This is a genomic window from Burkholderia sp. Tr-20390 (assembly GCF_017104595.1).
GTDB lineage: Bacteria > Pseudomonadota > Gammaproteobacteria > Burkholderiales > Burkholderiaceae > Burkholderia.
This window is the reverse complement of the sequence record NZ_JAAGPC010000012.1, coordinates 40,456-54,115: the sequence shown is the minus strand read 5'-3', so window position 1 is coordinate 54,115 and position 13,660 is coordinate 40,456. Positions and strand designations below refer to the sequence as shown.

12 protein-coding genes are annotated in these 13,660 nt (G+C 68.7%); 9 read left to right on the top strand and 3 right to left on the bottom strand.

The features are described from left to right. Positions 1–81: 81 nt before the first annotated feature. Positions 82–1,350 carry a lipoprotein-releasing ABC transporter permease subunit gene (locus G3N98_RS05800; RefSeq protein WP_089426798.1) on the top strand — a complete coding sequence of 423 codons (1,269 nt, stop codon included), beginning with the start codon at positions 82–84 and terminating at the stop codon, positions 1,348–1,350. Between the two features lie 32 nt (positions 1,351–1,382). On the opposite strand, the gene G3N98_RS05795 is transcribed toward G3N98_RS05800, so the two are convergent. Then, positions 1,383–2,195 (bottom strand): hypothetical protein, encoded by an 813-nt coding sequence (locus G3N98_RS05795; protein WP_206147554.1) that lies wholly within the window; start codon positions 2,193–2,195, stop codon positions 1,383–1,385. Positions 2,196–2,786: 591 nt separating this feature from the next. Between G3N98_RS05795 and G3N98_RS05790 the strand changes: the two genes are divergently transcribed. Continuing rightward, positions 2,787–4,742 (top strand): Xaa-Pro dipeptidyl-peptidase, encoded by a 1,956-nt coding sequence (locus tag G3N98_RS05790; protein WP_206147553.1) that lies wholly within the window; start codon positions 2,787–2,789, stop codon positions 4,740–4,742. Between the two features lie 135 nt (positions 4,743–4,877). On the opposite strand, the gene G3N98_RS05785 is transcribed toward G3N98_RS05790, so the two are convergent. After that, the gene (locus tag G3N98_RS05785; protein WP_206147552.1) at positions 4,878–5,786 is read right to left on the bottom strand and encodes a LysR family transcriptional regulator; all 909 of its coding nucleotides are present in this window, start codon (positions 5,784–5,786) and stop codon (positions 4,878–4,880) included. Positions 5,787–5,929: 143 nt separating this feature from the next. Between G3N98_RS05785 and G3N98_RS05780 the strand changes: the two genes are divergently transcribed. The 3 genes from G3N98_RS05780 (at position 5,930) to G3N98_RS05770 (ending at position 8,650) form a co-directional block, all read left to right on the top strand. Next, positions 5,930–7,051, top strand: coding sequence for an alkene reductase (locus G3N98_RS05780; protein ID WP_206147551.1), 1,122 nt, complete (start codon positions 5,930–5,932; stop codon positions 7,049–7,051). A gap of 74 nt (positions 7,052–7,125) precedes the next feature. Then, the gene (locus tag G3N98_RS05775) at positions 7,126–7,566 is read left to right on the top strand and encodes a DoxX family protein (protein WP_089426793.1); all 441 of its coding nucleotides are present in this window, start codon (positions 7,126–7,128) and stop codon (positions 7,564–7,566) included. Between the two features lie 76 nt (positions 7,567–7,642). After that, positions 7,643–8,650: a zinc-binding dehydrogenase gene (locus G3N98_RS05770; RefSeq protein ID WP_206147550.1), complete on the top strand. Its 1,008-nt coding sequence runs from the start codon at positions 7,643–7,645 to the stop codon at positions 8,648–8,650. 96 nt (positions 8,651–8,746) lie between these two features. On the opposite strand, the gene G3N98_RS05765 is transcribed toward G3N98_RS05770, so the two are convergent. After that, positions 8,747–9,676, bottom strand: a complete 930-nt coding sequence (locus G3N98_RS05765; protein WP_206147549.1) for a 2-hydroxyacid dehydrogenase — start codon at positions 9,674–9,676, stop codon at positions 8,747–8,749. A 166-nt stretch (positions 9,677–9,842) separates the two neighbouring features. Here G3N98_RS05765 and G3N98_RS05760 point away from each other — a divergent pair, with 166 nt between their 5' ends. Genes G3N98_RS05760 through G3N98_RS05745 form a run of 4 tightly spaced genes read left to right on the top strand, consistent with a single transcriptional unit; the run spans position 9,843 to position 13,640 of the window. Next, positions 9,843–10,766 (top strand): ABC transporter substrate-binding protein, encoded by a 924-nt coding sequence (locus tag G3N98_RS05760; protein WP_089475488.1) that lies wholly within the window; start codon positions 9,843–9,845, stop codon positions 10,764–10,766. Next, complete coding sequence (locus G3N98_RS05755; protein ID WP_206147548.1) at positions 10,763–11,941, top strand: ABC transporter permease; 1,179 nt, start codon at positions 10,763–10,765, stop codon at positions 11,939–11,941. Before G3N98_RS05760 ends, G3N98_RS05755 begins: the two co-directional genes overlap by 4 nt. Beyond that, entirely contained in the window at positions 11,938–12,876 is a 939-nt protein-coding gene (locus tag G3N98_RS05750; protein ID WP_089475490.1) for an ABC transporter ATP-binding protein, read from the top strand. Before G3N98_RS05755 ends, G3N98_RS05750 begins: the two co-directional genes overlap by 4 nt. Then, positions 12,873–13,640 (top strand): ABC transporter permease, encoded by a 768-nt coding sequence (locus G3N98_RS05745; protein WP_089433157.1) that lies wholly within the window; start codon positions 12,873–12,875, stop codon positions 13,638–13,640. The genes G3N98_RS05750 and G3N98_RS05745 overlap by 4 nt, the downstream gene beginning before the upstream one ends. Positions 13,641–13,660 lie beyond the last annotated feature (20 nt).

The following is a 13,660-nucleotide window of genomic DNA, read 5'->3' as shown; positions in this document are numbered from 1 at the left end:
TCTCGGTCGTCCAGGGCGCAACCTCTGCACACGGCGGCGCCGCGTTCGCTAGAATGCGCGGCTCGGCAGGATCGAATCGAAATGAAAGGAAACCGCTTGAAACTCCCGTTCGAATGGCAGATCGGGCTGCGCTATGCGCGCGGCGGCCGGCGCTCGGCCGGCGACGGCTTCGTGTCGTTCATTGCCGGCGCCGCGATGGCCGGCATCGCGCTCGGCGTCGCCGCGCTGATCGTCGTGCTGTCGGTGATGAACGGTTTCCGGACCGAAGTGCGCGACCGGATGCTGTCCGTGCTCGCCCACGTGGAAATCTTCTCGCCGACGGGCGCGATGCCCGACTGGCGGCTCACCGCTCATGAGTCGCTGCAGAATCCGGCGGTGCGCGCCGTCGCCCCCTATGTCGACGCGCAGGCGCTGCTGACGAACGCGGGCAGCGTGACGGGCGTCGCGCTGCGCGGCATCGATCCCGTGCTGGAGCCGCGGGTGTCCGAGATCGCGCGCAAACTGAAGACCGGGCGGCTCGACGCGCTCGTGCCGGGCGAGATGGGCATCGTGCTCGGCTCGGCGCTGGCCGACGCGCTGCACGTGAAGATCGGCGACCGCGTCACGTTCTTCGCGCCCGGCAACACCGCGCGCATCGGCGACGCGCTGCCGCGGTTCCGGCAGTTCAACGTGGTCGGCACGTTCGAGTCGGGCCACTACCAGTACGACAGCGCGCTCGCCTACATCCATCTCCGCGACGCGCAGACGCTGTTCAACGTGCGTGCGCCGACCGGCATCCGGCTGCGCCTCGACGATCTGCAGCGCGCGCCGGACGTCGCACTGGAACTGTCGCGCACGCTGTCGGGCGACCTCTATATCCGCGACTGGACGCGGCAGAACCGCACGTGGTTCGAGGCCGAGCGGCTGCAAAAGCGCATGCTGTCGCTGATCCTGATGCTGATCGTCGCGGTCGCCGCGTTCAACCTCGTGTCGTCGCTCGTGATGACCGTCACCCAGAAGCAGGGCGACATCGCGATCCTGCGCACGCTCGGCGCGCCGCCCGGGTCGATCATGAAGATCTTCGCGATCCAGGGGATGACGATCGGGCTCGCCGGCACGCTCGCGGGTGTCGCGCTCGGCTGCGCGATCGCGGTGAGCATCCCGTGGGTGCTGCCCGCGATCGAGCAGTTGCTCGGCATCCGCTTCCTGACGCCGTCCGTGTACTTCCTCAGTTCGCTGCCGTCGAAGCTCGCAGCGACCGACGTGATCGAGATCGCCGCGGCCGCGTTCCTGATGTCGTGCGTCGCGACGCTCTACCCGAGCTGGCGCGCCGCGCGGGTGCGGCCGGCCGAAGCGCTGCGCGACGAATAGGCGCGCGGCGTGCGGCTCCGTGACGCGCGTGGCTACGCGATCTCGTGGAAGCCGATGCTGTTGCGGCCGTTCAGGATGTTCTCGAACGCGGCGCCGAAGCCGACGTCGATCAGACCCGGGCGCCGGCCGTAGGTCTTCTGCCCGGACTCGTCGACGAAGATCGCCGCACCCGACGACAACTGGCGGTCGGTATCCAGCAGCGCCAGCGTGCCGCGCGCGGTGCCGGCCGACTGATCGAACGTCAGCCGCGTGCCGTCCAGCGTGGTGAAATGCCCGCCGACCTCTTCGAACCGCTGGTTGCGCGCGACGGACGCGTTGACTTCCTTCATGAAGAGGAAGTCCGCGTCGGCGCGCTGGCTGGCCACCTTGCGATCGTCGTCCGTGAACGTCTCGCCTACGGCGGCCGCGCCCTGCTCCGCGAAATCGACGGCCTGCTGGTGAAACGCGCGCGTCGCGAGCACGAGGCCCGCGTTCGCGTTCAGCGTCGACTCCACCCACGCGCGATCGCTTTCCGTCATCGTCTTCGATACGACCTTGATCTGACCGTTGTCGGTCTTGAAGTCGAACTGCGCGTCGGCCAGGTCCGGACGCTTCGCGATGATCTCGTGCAGGCTCGTCGCGAGCTGGCTGGTGACGTCGCGCAGCTTCGTCGACAGGTTGCCCAGGATCGACATCTGCTTCATGCGCGCCGCGTGCATCGCGTCCTGGTCCAGCGCCCGGATGGTAATCGGCGTGTCCTGCGCTTGCCCGGTCGCCGCGTCCGTCTGCTGGCGCCCGTCGAGCGCAGCCTGCTGCGCCATCTGCACGAGCGAAAGGCCGCTCGCTGCCGTGACTGAAGTCGTCATGCCCTCTCTCTCCTTTCAATCTGTTTTTTACCGTTTACGGACAGATTTCCCGGAAATTTAGACCGATCGCAGGTCCATCGCCCCGCACGCTTAAAACTTTGTTTGACTCAAACTAAAAAAGTTTGACACCGAGATTTCACTGAGATAAGTTTTGCGCAAGCTTCCGGAAAGCATTCCGGCCAGCCCTGCCGACTCGCGTCGCGCTTTCCTGCCGTTGCAGCACCGCCGTTCGCACCATCCCCGCCTCATCGCATCGTGCCGTTCCGTTTCATCTGAAACCTGAAGGAAGATCGGGCATGCCCGCATTTGATTCGCACTCCTGTATTCACTTCGTGCCGCCGGCCTCGCTTCGACCGGGCGGCCCGAATCAGCCGCCGCGCTGATGCTTTGCGGTCGAGGCGATGCAATCGCCCCGACGCTCGCCGGGTCGCGCGATGCGTGACACGCGTCGACACCGGCCGTGACACCCGGGCATCGCGCCCGGTGCTTTCGAAGGTGCAGTTCCGTTTCATCCGATGCAGCACCCGGCCGGGCCGCAGGGGGCATATCGCGGGCCGTCCGGTTCCAGACAATCACAACAAGAGGTCGACAATGGACATTCATCGAACCGGATTGCGTCGCGCGTGGCTTCCCGCGCTCGTTGCGGCCGCAACGCTCGCCGCGTGCGGCGGCGACGACGGCGGCAGCGTGGCGGGCGCCTCCGCGCTCGCGCAGGGCCAACAGGAGGGGGCCGCCGCCTCGGCAGCCGACAAGCAGTCGCTCGCGTCACGCATATCGCCGTCGGGCGTGCCGTACGCCAACCCGGCCAGCGGCGGCCGCTACCGGCCCGTGATCACGAACGGCCAGGTGCAGCCGTCGCTGTCGGGCGGCACGATCGAGGAGAACGCGTGGGTCGACACGCCGGTCGACTCCGACGGCGACGGCACGCGCGACCGCATCCACGTGCGCATCGTGCGCCCGACCGAAACCGCGAACGGCGCGCGCACGCCCGTCATCGTGCTCGCGAGCCCGTACTACGCGGGCCTCGCCGACAGCCCCGACCACAACGTCGACGTCGAACTCGACGGCACGCCGCATCCGGCCGCCACGGCGGCCGCGGCAGCGACCGGCGCCTCCGCGCGCATCATGGCCGCCGCGCCGCAGGTGCGGATGCTGCAGCAGGTCGAGGCGGCCGCCGCCGGGCGCTCGTGGATCGAGGGCTACTTCATCCCGCGCGGCTTCACGATCGTCTACGCGGATTCGCTCGGCACGGCCGGCTCGGACGGCTGCCCGACGATCCTCACCCGCGACGAATCGGTCGCGATGGCCTCGGTGATCCGCTGGCTCGGCCGCGACGCGACCGCGAAGGACGCGAACGGCAAGACGGTCGTCGCGAACTGGTCGACGGGCCACGTCGGCATGTACGGCGTGTCGTACGACGGCACGCTGCCGAAGATGGTCGCGAGCCTGCGCACGCGCGGGCTCGACGCGATCGTGCCGGTCGCCGGGCTGACGAACATGTACGGCTACTACCGCTCGGGCGGGCTCGTGCGTGCGCCGGAAGGCTATCAGGGCGAGGACGTCGACGTGTACATCAAGGCGCTGCTGACGAACGCGCATCCGGAGCGCTGCACGCACCTGATCGACGAAGCGCTGCAGCAGGAAGACCGCAAGACCGGCGACTATTCGCCGTTCTGGGCCGCGCGCGATATTCCCACCGCGTACGCGGTCGCACCGGCGCTCGTCGCGCAGGGGCTGACCGACGACAACGTGCGGGTCGACCAGTCGACGCTGTGGCATCTCGCGATGCGGCGCCAGGGCGTGCCGACGCAGCTGTGGCTGCATCGCCTGAAGCACACCGACCCGACCCGCGTGCCGGCGATGGCCGATGCGTGGACCGCGGAAGTGAACCGCTGGTTTACGCGCTACCTGATCGGTTTCGACAATGGCGTCGAACGCGATCCGCGCGCGGTGATCGAGCAGGCGGACGGCACGCTGCTGAAGGAAGCGGACTGGGCCGCACGCCACGCCACGCCGGTCACGTATTTCGCGGGCGGCGACGGCGCGGGCACCGGCACGCTGCTGCGGCTGCCGACCGGCGGTCCGCTCGCGCGTTTCACCGACGATGCGCGCATCACCGCGCTCACGCTGGCGAACGCGCCGACGGGCGAGAACCGCAGCCGCTTCGAAACCGCGCCGCTCACGGCCGCGACACGCCTGTCCGGTTCGGCGACCGCGCGCGTCAGGCTGACCTTCACGGCCGTGGCCAACGTGACGGCCCTGCTGGTCGATCGCGCGCCGGACGGCACGGCGACGATCGTCACGCGGGCGTGGACCGATCCGCGCAACCGCGTATCGGAGTGGGTCTCGCAGCCGGTTCTGCCCGGCATGCCGTACGACCTGAAGCTGACGTTCATGCCGCGTGACTACAAGCTGGAAGCCGGCCACCGGCTGGGGCTCGTCGTGCTGTCGAGCGACAATGAGGCGACGCTGCGGCCGACGCCGGGCACCGGGCTGACGCTGGACCCGGCCGGTACGTCGGTGACGGTGCCGCTGGCTTCGTCCTGAGCGGGCATGCGCCGGGCGGAACGCACTTCCGCCGGCGCGCGTCGCTGACACGGCCGAACGTCCGGCCAGCCTTCAATCGTCGCGGATTGCAAGGCTGGCCGGCGGCCTGCCCGGCCGGTCGCTGCCGGGCATGGGTCAGGCCCGCCGGCCGTTCGGATCGCCCTGGCGACTCAAATAATCGATCAGCCACTGCGCGGCCGGACCGCTCGCGCGATCGGCACGCCGGATCAGCGATAGTCCGTATCGGAACGTGCGCCGGTCGGCCAGTTGCACCGGCACGAGTCGGCCCGACTGCAGATCGTCCTCGATCAGATGCATCGGCATCGATCCCCAGCCCAGCCCGGCGAGCAGCAACCGATGTTTCGCGCCGAGGTCGGCCACCTTCCAGGTGCGGGTCGCATGGATTCCGAACGATTGCCCGTCGGTGACCTTGCTGCGGTCGGTGAGCACGATCTGCGTATGCTCGCGCGCCTCCGAGAGCGGAATCGGCGCCGCGCGCAACCCGAGCGGATGCATGGGCGCCGCAACGGTCAGCAACTCGATCGCCCCCATCGAGGTCGCGTCGATCGCATCCGGCCAGTTCGGAATCGGGCCACTGATGCCGAGCGCACAGCCGCCGTCGAGCACCAGCTTCATGACGCCGCCGAGCGCTTCGATCGCCAGGTTGAGTGCGACGGTCGGGAACGCCTCCGCAAACGCCTGCATGCCTTCGACCAGCTTCGGCAACGGAAACATCACGTCGACGGCCAGCGACAGCTCGGCTTCCACGCCGCCCCGCAAACCGGCCGTCTTCGCCTGCAACTGCCCCATCAGCATGTCGAGCCGACGCGCATCGGCGAGCACGACCTCGCCGGCGGCCGTCAGTTGCGGACGGCGTCTGCCGCGCTCGAACAACGGCATGCCCAGCTGTGCCTCAAGGCTGGCGACCGCATAACTCACCACCGATTGCGCCCTGCCGAGCCGACGCGCCGCCCCTGAAAAGCTGCCTGCCTCGACGACGGCGACGAACGCACGAAGCTGATCCAGATTGGGGCTGCGATCCACGATCTATCCAGAAAATTGATTTTAACGATCCATTCTAGCCAATTGTTTGGATCGAAACGATCCCCTACATTCCTGTCACGCCATGTCGATCGCGGCTTCCCCGCGTCGACAGTCCCCCGTCAATGTCACAGGAACATGGAACCATGACGACCGACCGCTTGCTTTCACCGCCCCGTGCGTCTACGCGTCCGACGCTGTTCGACCCGATCGAACTCGGGCGCATCACGCTCAGGAATCGCATCGTAATGGCGCCGATGACGCGCAGCCGTGCCGGTGCCGGCGACGCGCCCGGCCCGATGAACGCGACCTACTACGCACAACGGGCCTCGGCCGGCCTGATCGTCACCGAGGGCGCGCAGATCTCGCCACAGGGCAAGGGCTATCCGTTCACGCCGGGCATCTACAGCGACGCGCAGATCGCGGGCTGGAAACAGGTGACCGACGCGGTGCACCGTGAAGGCGGCCGCATTTTCGTGCAACTGGCCCATGTCGGCCGCATCGGTCACCCGGACCTGCAGCCGGACGGTGCACGACCGGTCGCGCCGTCGCCGATCCGGCCCGACGGCGACGCCTATACGCCGACCGGCCCGCAGCCGTACCCTGTGCCGCGCGCGCTCGAACCCGCCGAATTGCCCGCCATCGTCGACCAATACGTGCTGGCCGCTCGCGCCGCATTGCAGGCCGGGTTCGACGGCGTGGAGATTCACGCCGGCAACGGCTATCTGCTTGACCAGTTCCTGCGTGACGGCACGAACCGCCGGACCGACGACTACGGCGGCACGATCGACAACCGGCTTCGGCTGCCACTCGAGGTCGTGCGCGCAGTCGGCCTCGTTTCAGGCCCCGATCGATTAGGTATCCGTATCTCTCCGGTCACGCCGCATTTCGGTGGAATTGCGGATAGCGATCCGCAAACGCTGTTCGAGCGATTCGCCAACCAGCTGAGCGGCCTCGCGGTCTATCTCCATGTCGTCGAAGGCGTCCCTCAGGCCGCACCGGACGCGGTGCCCGCATTCGACTACGGCGCGCTCAAGCACGCGTTCGGCGGGCATTACATCGCGAACAACGGCTACACGAAAGCACGCGCGGAAACGGCACTTTCCGACGGCCATGCCGATCTCGTGTCGTTCGGCTACCCGTTCATCGCGAACCCGGATCTTGCCGAACGCCTCCGGCACGACCGGCCGCTCGCGCATGCGGACATGTCCAGGGCCTATGGCGGCGGCGAAGCCGGCTATACCGACTACCCGCCGTTCCGCGCATGAGCGCGGCCCCGAACCCCAACCGCTGAATACGGCGGCGGATCGCCGATCCGTCGCCCCTCGAACAAGGACTCACCATGATTCGATCGATCAACCGCGCCCTGTACCGAACCGCTGCGCAGACGCCCACCGTCAACGCCATCCTGTCCGTCCTGGTGCGCACCCTCATCGCCGGCGTCTACGTCGGCGCAGGCATCAGCAAGATCTTCAACTACGCAGGCACCGAGCAATACATGGCGCACATGGGTGTACCGGGGGCGCTGCTGCCGCTCGTGATCTTCGTCGAGGTCGCCGGCGGCCTCGCGTTGATCGCCGGCTTCATGACGCGACTCGCCGCGCTCGGGCTCGCGATCTTTTCGGTCATCGCCGCGGTGATCTTCCATAGCGGCGGCGACCAGACGCAGCAGACCTTCTTCATGATGAACCTGTCGATGACGGGCGGCCTGCTCGCGCTCGTGCTGAACGGCGCGGGCCGCGCCTCGTTCGATCGCGGCGATCGAGCGTCCCTGCCGGAGTGATCCGGCCGACGCCGCGTCCTGCCCGACACCTCACACATCCCGGGGGCAACGCCCCCGCATCCAGCGAGATTTCCCCGTGAATACCATGAATGCCATTCAGATCGATCGTTTCGGCGCGCCGTCCGTACTCCGTCCGGTCGTGATCGAGCGCCCGACGCCGGCTCCCGACGAAGTCCTCGTGCGCGTGACGCGCATCGGACTGAATTTCGCGGAAACGCTGCAACGCGCCGGTACCTATCCGGGCCCGGCGCCGACTTTGCCGGCGATATTGGGATCGGAAACGGTCGGCACCGTCGAAGCGGCAGGCGCGAACGTGCGGGACTTCCGCGTCGGCGATCGCGTGGCCGCGGCGCTGTTCGGCGCAACGAGCGGAACCGGCGGCTATGCCGAATATGTGACGGTACGCGCTCCGCTGATCGTCGCGATTCCCGACGCCGTTTCGGACGACGACGCCGTCGCGGTCATGCTGCAGGGGCTGGTCGCCCGCATGCTGCTGCGCGAGACGCCGGTGGCCGCGCGATCCGTCGCCATCACCGCCGCAGCCGGCGGCGTCGGTTCGATGCTCATCCAGCTGGCGAGACTCGACGGTGCCAGGACGATCGTCGGCCTGGCCGGTTCCACGGAGAAGCTATCGACGGTGCGGGCGCTCGGTGCCGATCAGGCCATCAGCTATCGCGACGACGCGTGGGTCGATCGACTGGCCGCTGCAACCGGCGGCACGGGCCCCGACGTCGTGTTCGATTCGATCGGTGGCGCCGTGGCCCGCACGCTGGCGTCCAGCCTTGCGCCGCACGGTCGTTTCGTCGCCTATGGCGCGGCAAGCGGCCAGTTGCTCGCGGTCGATGACAGCCTGATGAACGCGCTCATCTTCGGCTGCCGCTCGCTGTCGGGTTTCGCGTTGCATGCGTTCCTCGCCGATCACGTCGTGCAGCAAACGCTCGGCGAGTTGTTCGGCTTGCTGGCCACCGGTGCACTGAAGCCGCTGATCGGGGGCAGCTATGCGCTCGACGCGATCGTCGACGCGCATGCGGCGCTCGAGTCGGGCGGCACGACCGGCAAGCTCGTGCTGCGTATCGATCGATAGCGCGTCGCATCCGCCCTCGACCGTCGCGGGACGCCTCTCACGCCGACATCGATCCCGGACGAAACGGTGGGCGGCGAATCATCATCCCGGCGCCGCTCACACCGGCGTCAACACCGGCCGCCCTGAAAAGTGCCGCTCGGCATTGTCGATGAACTGCCGCACCGACCGATCGAGCGCCTCGGGCGACCAGCCGCCCATGTGCGGCGTCAGCACGACGCTGTCGAGATCCGTCAGCGCGCGCGGCGGCTCGGGTTCGCCTTCGTACACGTCGAGCCCCGCGCCCGCGATGCGTCCTTCACGCAACGCGTCCGCCAAAGCAGCGGTATCGACAACGCTGCCGCGTGACACGTTGACGACGAACCCGCCAGGGCCGAGCGCGTCGAGCACCGCGCGATCGATCAGGTGCCGCGTGCCCGCGCCGCCCGGCGTCGCGACGATCAGGAAATCGGCCCACTGCGCGAGCGTGTCGACGCGATCGAAATAGCGGTAAGGGACGTTCTTCTCCGACCGGTTGTGATAACCGATCTCGATGTCGAAGCCGGCCGCGCGGCGCGCGCACTTCTCGCCGATCTTGCCGAGCCCGACGATGCCGAGCTTCTTGCCCGACACGTTCGGCGGCATCGCCAGGCCGTCGCGCCACACGCCCGCGCGGGTTTTCGCATCGAGCTGCACGACGTTGCGCACGGCCGCGAGCAGCAGCGCGAACGCATGATCGGCCACGCAATCGTCGTTGGTGCCGGCGCCCGTGACCACGGTCACGCCACGCGTCTTCGCATGGGCGACATCGATGTGCTCGTAGCCGGCGCCGAGCGCGCTGACGAACGTGAGTTGCGGAAGACGATCGATCTCGGCGGCGGTGAGCCCCGTGCTGCCGTTGGTCAGCACCGCGCGTATCGTGCCGCCGTGTTCGGCGATCGCACGTTCGCGTTCGTCGGATGTCGGGGCGTAGCGCACGTCGAACGACGCGGCGATCTCGCGATGCGCGTCGCCGCGCAATGCGATGAGAACCAGCAACTCGGGCTTCATGTCAGGAAGTGTCGGCAAGGCGGGAACGGATTCAGTGTAACAAGCCTGCCACACGGATGCGGGTAATCCCCACACGGGCTGTGGGCACGCCGCCGCACGTGGTTTGCCAAAGCCGGCTCAGTCAAGTAACTTTCGGCGTACGCCCTCGTCCTGGAGATTGGCCCGTATGAAGCTCGCCCTGCCCGCCCGGATCCTGGGCCTCGCGCTCGCCGCCGCGATCGTCGCGCCCGGCGCGCATGCCGACACGCCCGTCGTGGTGTCGTCGAAGATCGACACCGAAGGCAACCTGCTCGGCAACCTCATCGCGCAGGTGCTGAAGGCCCACGGCATCCCCGTCACCGAAAAGATCGCGCTCGGCACCACGCCGATCGTGCGCAAGGCGCTCACGAGCGGCGAGATCGACGTCTACCCCGAATACACCGGCAACGCCGCGTTCTTCTTCAACAAGGCGGACGATCCGCTGTGGAAGAACGCGAGCCAGGGCTACGACACCGCGAAGCAGCTCGACTACGCGGCGAACCATCTCGTCTGGCTCACCCCGGCGCCCGCGAACAACACGTGGGGCGTCGCCGTGCTCGCACCGGTCGCGCAGTCGCAGCACCTGAAGACCTTCTCCGATTTCGGCAAGTGGGTGGCCGGCGGCGGCAAGGTGAAGCTCGCGGCGTCGGCCGAATTCGTGAACAGCGCGTCGGCGCTGCCGTCGTTCGAGAAGGCGTACGGCTTCAAGCTGAAGCCCGACCAGCTCGTCGTGCTGTCCGGCGGCGACACGGCCGCAACCATCAAGGCCGCGGCGAACCAGACCGACGGCGTGAATGCCGCGATGGTCTACGGCACCGACGGCGGCATCTCGTCGAGCGGCCTCGCGGTGCTCGACGACGACAAGCACGTGCAGCCCGTCTATGCGCCCGCGCCGGTGATCCGCGAAGCCGTGCTGAAAGCGCACCCGCAGATCGCCGACTACCTGAAGCCCGTGTTCGCGAGCCTCGACCTGAAGACGCTGCAGACGCTGAACGCGCGCATCCAGATCAACGGCGAACCGGCCGCCGGCGTCGCGAAAAGCTACCTGAAAGCGAAGGGCTTCGTTAAATGACGGATCGCGCGGCAGCGTCCGCGCGGCGCATCACGGCGGACAAGGTCGGCATCCTGATCGGGGTCCTGACGATCGTCGCCGTGCTCGGCCTGCCGTTCGCGGTGCTGCGGCCGAACCGCATCGCGGCCGGCACCGACCTGTCGGTGTTCGCCGCGCTGCCGGCCCTGCAGGGCGCCGCGCTCGCCGCGCTGTGGATCGTCGGCGCGCTGTGGGCGATGACGGCCAGCCGCCCCGCGTGGCGCCTCGCGGCCGGCTGCGCGTGGCTCGCCACGCTCGCGTACGCGGTCGGCGCGGCCGCGACGCACCTCGTCGCGCCTGACGACACGCTCGCCCGCGTATCACCCTCCTCCGGCGTCTGGCTGCTGCTGTTCGCGTGGGCCGTGCTCGTCGCGGATGCGCTTGCACGGCTCGCCTTCGGCCCGTGGCGGCGCCTCGCCGCGCTCGTCGTCGCGATAGCAGCGATTTCGGTGCCGCTCGCGAGCGGCTGGTGGGACGGACTTTCGGTGATGCGCGAATACGCGGTGCGCAGCGACGACTTCTGGATCGAGGCGATCCGGCACGTGTCGCTCACCGGCGGCTCGGTGGCGGCCGCGCTCGTCGCGGGCGTGCCGCTCGGCATCGCCTGCGCGCGCATCGCGGCGGTGCGTACCGTCGCGATGCCCGTGCTCAATATCGTGCAGACGATCCCCAGCATCGCGATGTACGGGCTGATGATGGCGCCGCTCGGTTTGCTCGCCGCCCACGTGCCGCTCGCGGCCGCGCTCGGCATCCGCGGCATCGGCGTCGCTCCTGCCGTGCTCGCGCTGTTCCTGTATTCGCTGCTGCCGATCGCGTCGAGCGTCGTGGTCGGGCTCGGCCAGGTGCCGCCGCACGTGACCGAAGCGGCGCGCGCGATGGGGATGACGCGCGCGCAGCGGCTGCTGCGCGTCGATCTCGTGCTCGCGCTGCCCGTGATCCTGAGCGGCGTGCGCATCGTGCTCGTGCAGAACATCGGGCTGACCGCGGTCGCCGCGCTGATCGGCGGCGGCGGCTTCGGCACCTTCATCTTCCAGGGGATCGGGCAATCGGCCGCCGATCTCGTGCTGCTCGGCGCGATCCCGACGATCGTGCTCGCGCTGGTGGCGGCCGTCATATTCGAAGCCGCGACCACGCTCGCGAAGGGGCGTGCAGGATGATCGAGATCGAACGTGCGGGCAAACGCTTCGGCGATATCGTCGCTGTCGACGACGTCTCGCTGACGATCGAGCGCGGCACGATCACCGCGCTCGTCGGTGCATCGGGCAGCGGCAAGTCGACGCTGCTGCGCATGATCAACCGGCTGATCGCGCCCACGAGCGGCACGATCCGCATCGACGGCGTCGATACGGCCACCGTGGCGCCCGAACAGCTTCGTCGCGGCATCGGCTATGCGATCCAGGGGCACGGGCTGTTTCCGCACTGGAGCGTCGCGCGCAACATCGCGACCGTGCCGCGCCTGCTCGGCTGGCCGGCCGATCGCATCGACGCGCGCGTGAACGAATTGCTCGACCTGTTTCATCTCGCGCCGGCCGAGTTCGCGGACAAGCTGCCGCACGAACTGTCGGGCGGGCAGCAACAGCGCGTCGGCGTGGCGCGTGCGCTCGCGGCCGAGCCCGCGATGCTGCTGATGGACGAGCCATTCGGTGCGCTCGATCCGATCATCCGCAACAAGGCGCAGGACGACCTGTTTGCCTTGCAGCGCCGCCTCGGCATCACCGTCGTGATCGTCACGCACGATATCGAGGAAGCGCTGAAGCTCGGCGACACGATCGCGGTGATGGACGGCGGCCGGCTGCTGCAGGTCGCTGCGCCGGCCGAGATTCTCGGCAAGCCGGCAGCCGGCGTCGTCGAACAGTTGGTCGCCGGCGTCGACCGGCCGCTGCGCCTGCTCGCGCTGACACCGATCGATGCGGTGGCCGAACCCGGTCATGCCGATGGCGAACCGATCGCCGCGACGCGCACGCTGCGCGATGCGGTGTCGGAGCTGCTGTGGCGCGGTGTCGATGTGCTTCCAGTGGAAGATGGCGACGGCCGCAACACGCGCCGCATCACGCTCGATGCGATCCGTGCGCACGCAAGGAAGCCCGCATGACGACGCACGGCAGCACGCGGCCCGGGCGGTCGGCACTCCCCGCCTACCTCGCACGCGCGGCCGCGCTCGCGCTGCTGCTCGTGCTGCTGTTGCGACCCGCATGGCTGCAAGGCTTGTTCGCGCCGTTCGCCGACAACGGCGCGCCAGTGATCTACGATCGCGCGAGCCTGCTCGACCTCACGCTCGCGCATCTCGGCACGGTCGCGTTGTCGAGCGTGATCGGCACGATCGTCGCGGTCGCGGCCGGCATCGCGGTCACGCGGCCGTGGGGCGCGGATTTCCTGCCGGTCGCGCGCAGCGTCGTCGACATCGGCCAGACCTTCCCGCCCGTCGCGGTGCTCGCGCTCGCGGTGCCGGCCGTCGGCTTCGGCTTGAAGCCCGTGCTGATCGCACTCGTGCTGTATGGGCTGCTGCCCGTGTTCGAAAGCACGATCGCGGGGCTCGAGGATGTGCCGCGCGACGTCGTCGACGCCGCGCGCGGGATGGGGATGAGCGGCTGGCAGCAACTGGTGTCGGTCGAGCTGCCGCTCGCGTTTCCGGTGATCGTCAACGGCGTGCGGCTCGCGGTCGTGATCAATCTCGGCACCGCGACGATCGGCTCGACGGTCGCCGCGCGCGGGCTCGGCGACGTGATCATCGCGGGGCTGCAGACGTCGAACACCGCGTTCGTGCTGCAGGGCGGCGTGATCGTCGGGCTGCTCGCGGTGCTCGTCAGCGATGCGATCGGCGCGATTGCACGGGTGGCAGCCGCACGGCGCGCGTAGAAGCCGTTGCGCGATTTTTG

Bases quoted from the DNA above. Each gene is read 5' to 3' on its own strand.
- G3N98_RS05800 (WP_089426798.1), top strand. From the start codon at position 82: ATGAAAGGAAACCGCTTGAAACTCCCGTTCGAATGGCAGATCGGGCTG.
- G3N98_RS05795 (WP_206147554.1), bottom strand. From the start codon at position 2,195: ATGACGACTTCAGTCACGGCAGCGAGCGGCCTTTCGCTCGTGCAGATG.
- G3N98_RS05790 (WP_206147553.1), top strand. From the start codon at position 2,787: ATGGACATTCATCGAACCGGATTGCGTCGCGCGTGGCTTCCCGCGCTC.
- G3N98_RS05780 (WP_206147551.1), top strand. From the start codon at position 5,930: ATGACGACCGACCGCTTGCTTTCACCGCCCCGTGCGTCTACGCGTCCG.
- G3N98_RS05775 (WP_089426793.1), top strand. From the start codon at position 7,126: ATGATTCGATCGATCAACCGCGCCCTGTACCGAACCGCTGCGCAGACG.
- G3N98_RS05765 (WP_206147549.1), bottom strand. From the start codon at position 9,676: ATGAAGCCCGAGTTGCTGGTTCTCATCGCATTGCGCGGCGACGCGCAT.
- G3N98_RS05760 (WP_089475488.1), top strand. From the start codon at position 9,843: ATGAAGCTCGCCCTGCCCGCCCGGATCCTGGGCCTCGCGCTCGCCGCC.
- G3N98_RS05755 (WP_206147548.1), top strand. From the start codon at position 10,763: ATGACGGATCGCGCGGCAGCGTCCGCGCGGCGCATCACGGCGGACAAG.
- G3N98_RS05750 (WP_089475490.1), top strand. From the start codon at position 11,938: ATGATCGAGATCGAACGTGCGGGCAAACGCTTCGGCGATATCGTCGCT.
- G3N98_RS05745 (WP_089433157.1), top strand. From the start codon at position 12,873: ATGACGACGCACGGCAGCACGCGGCCCGGGCGGTCGGCACTCCCCGCC.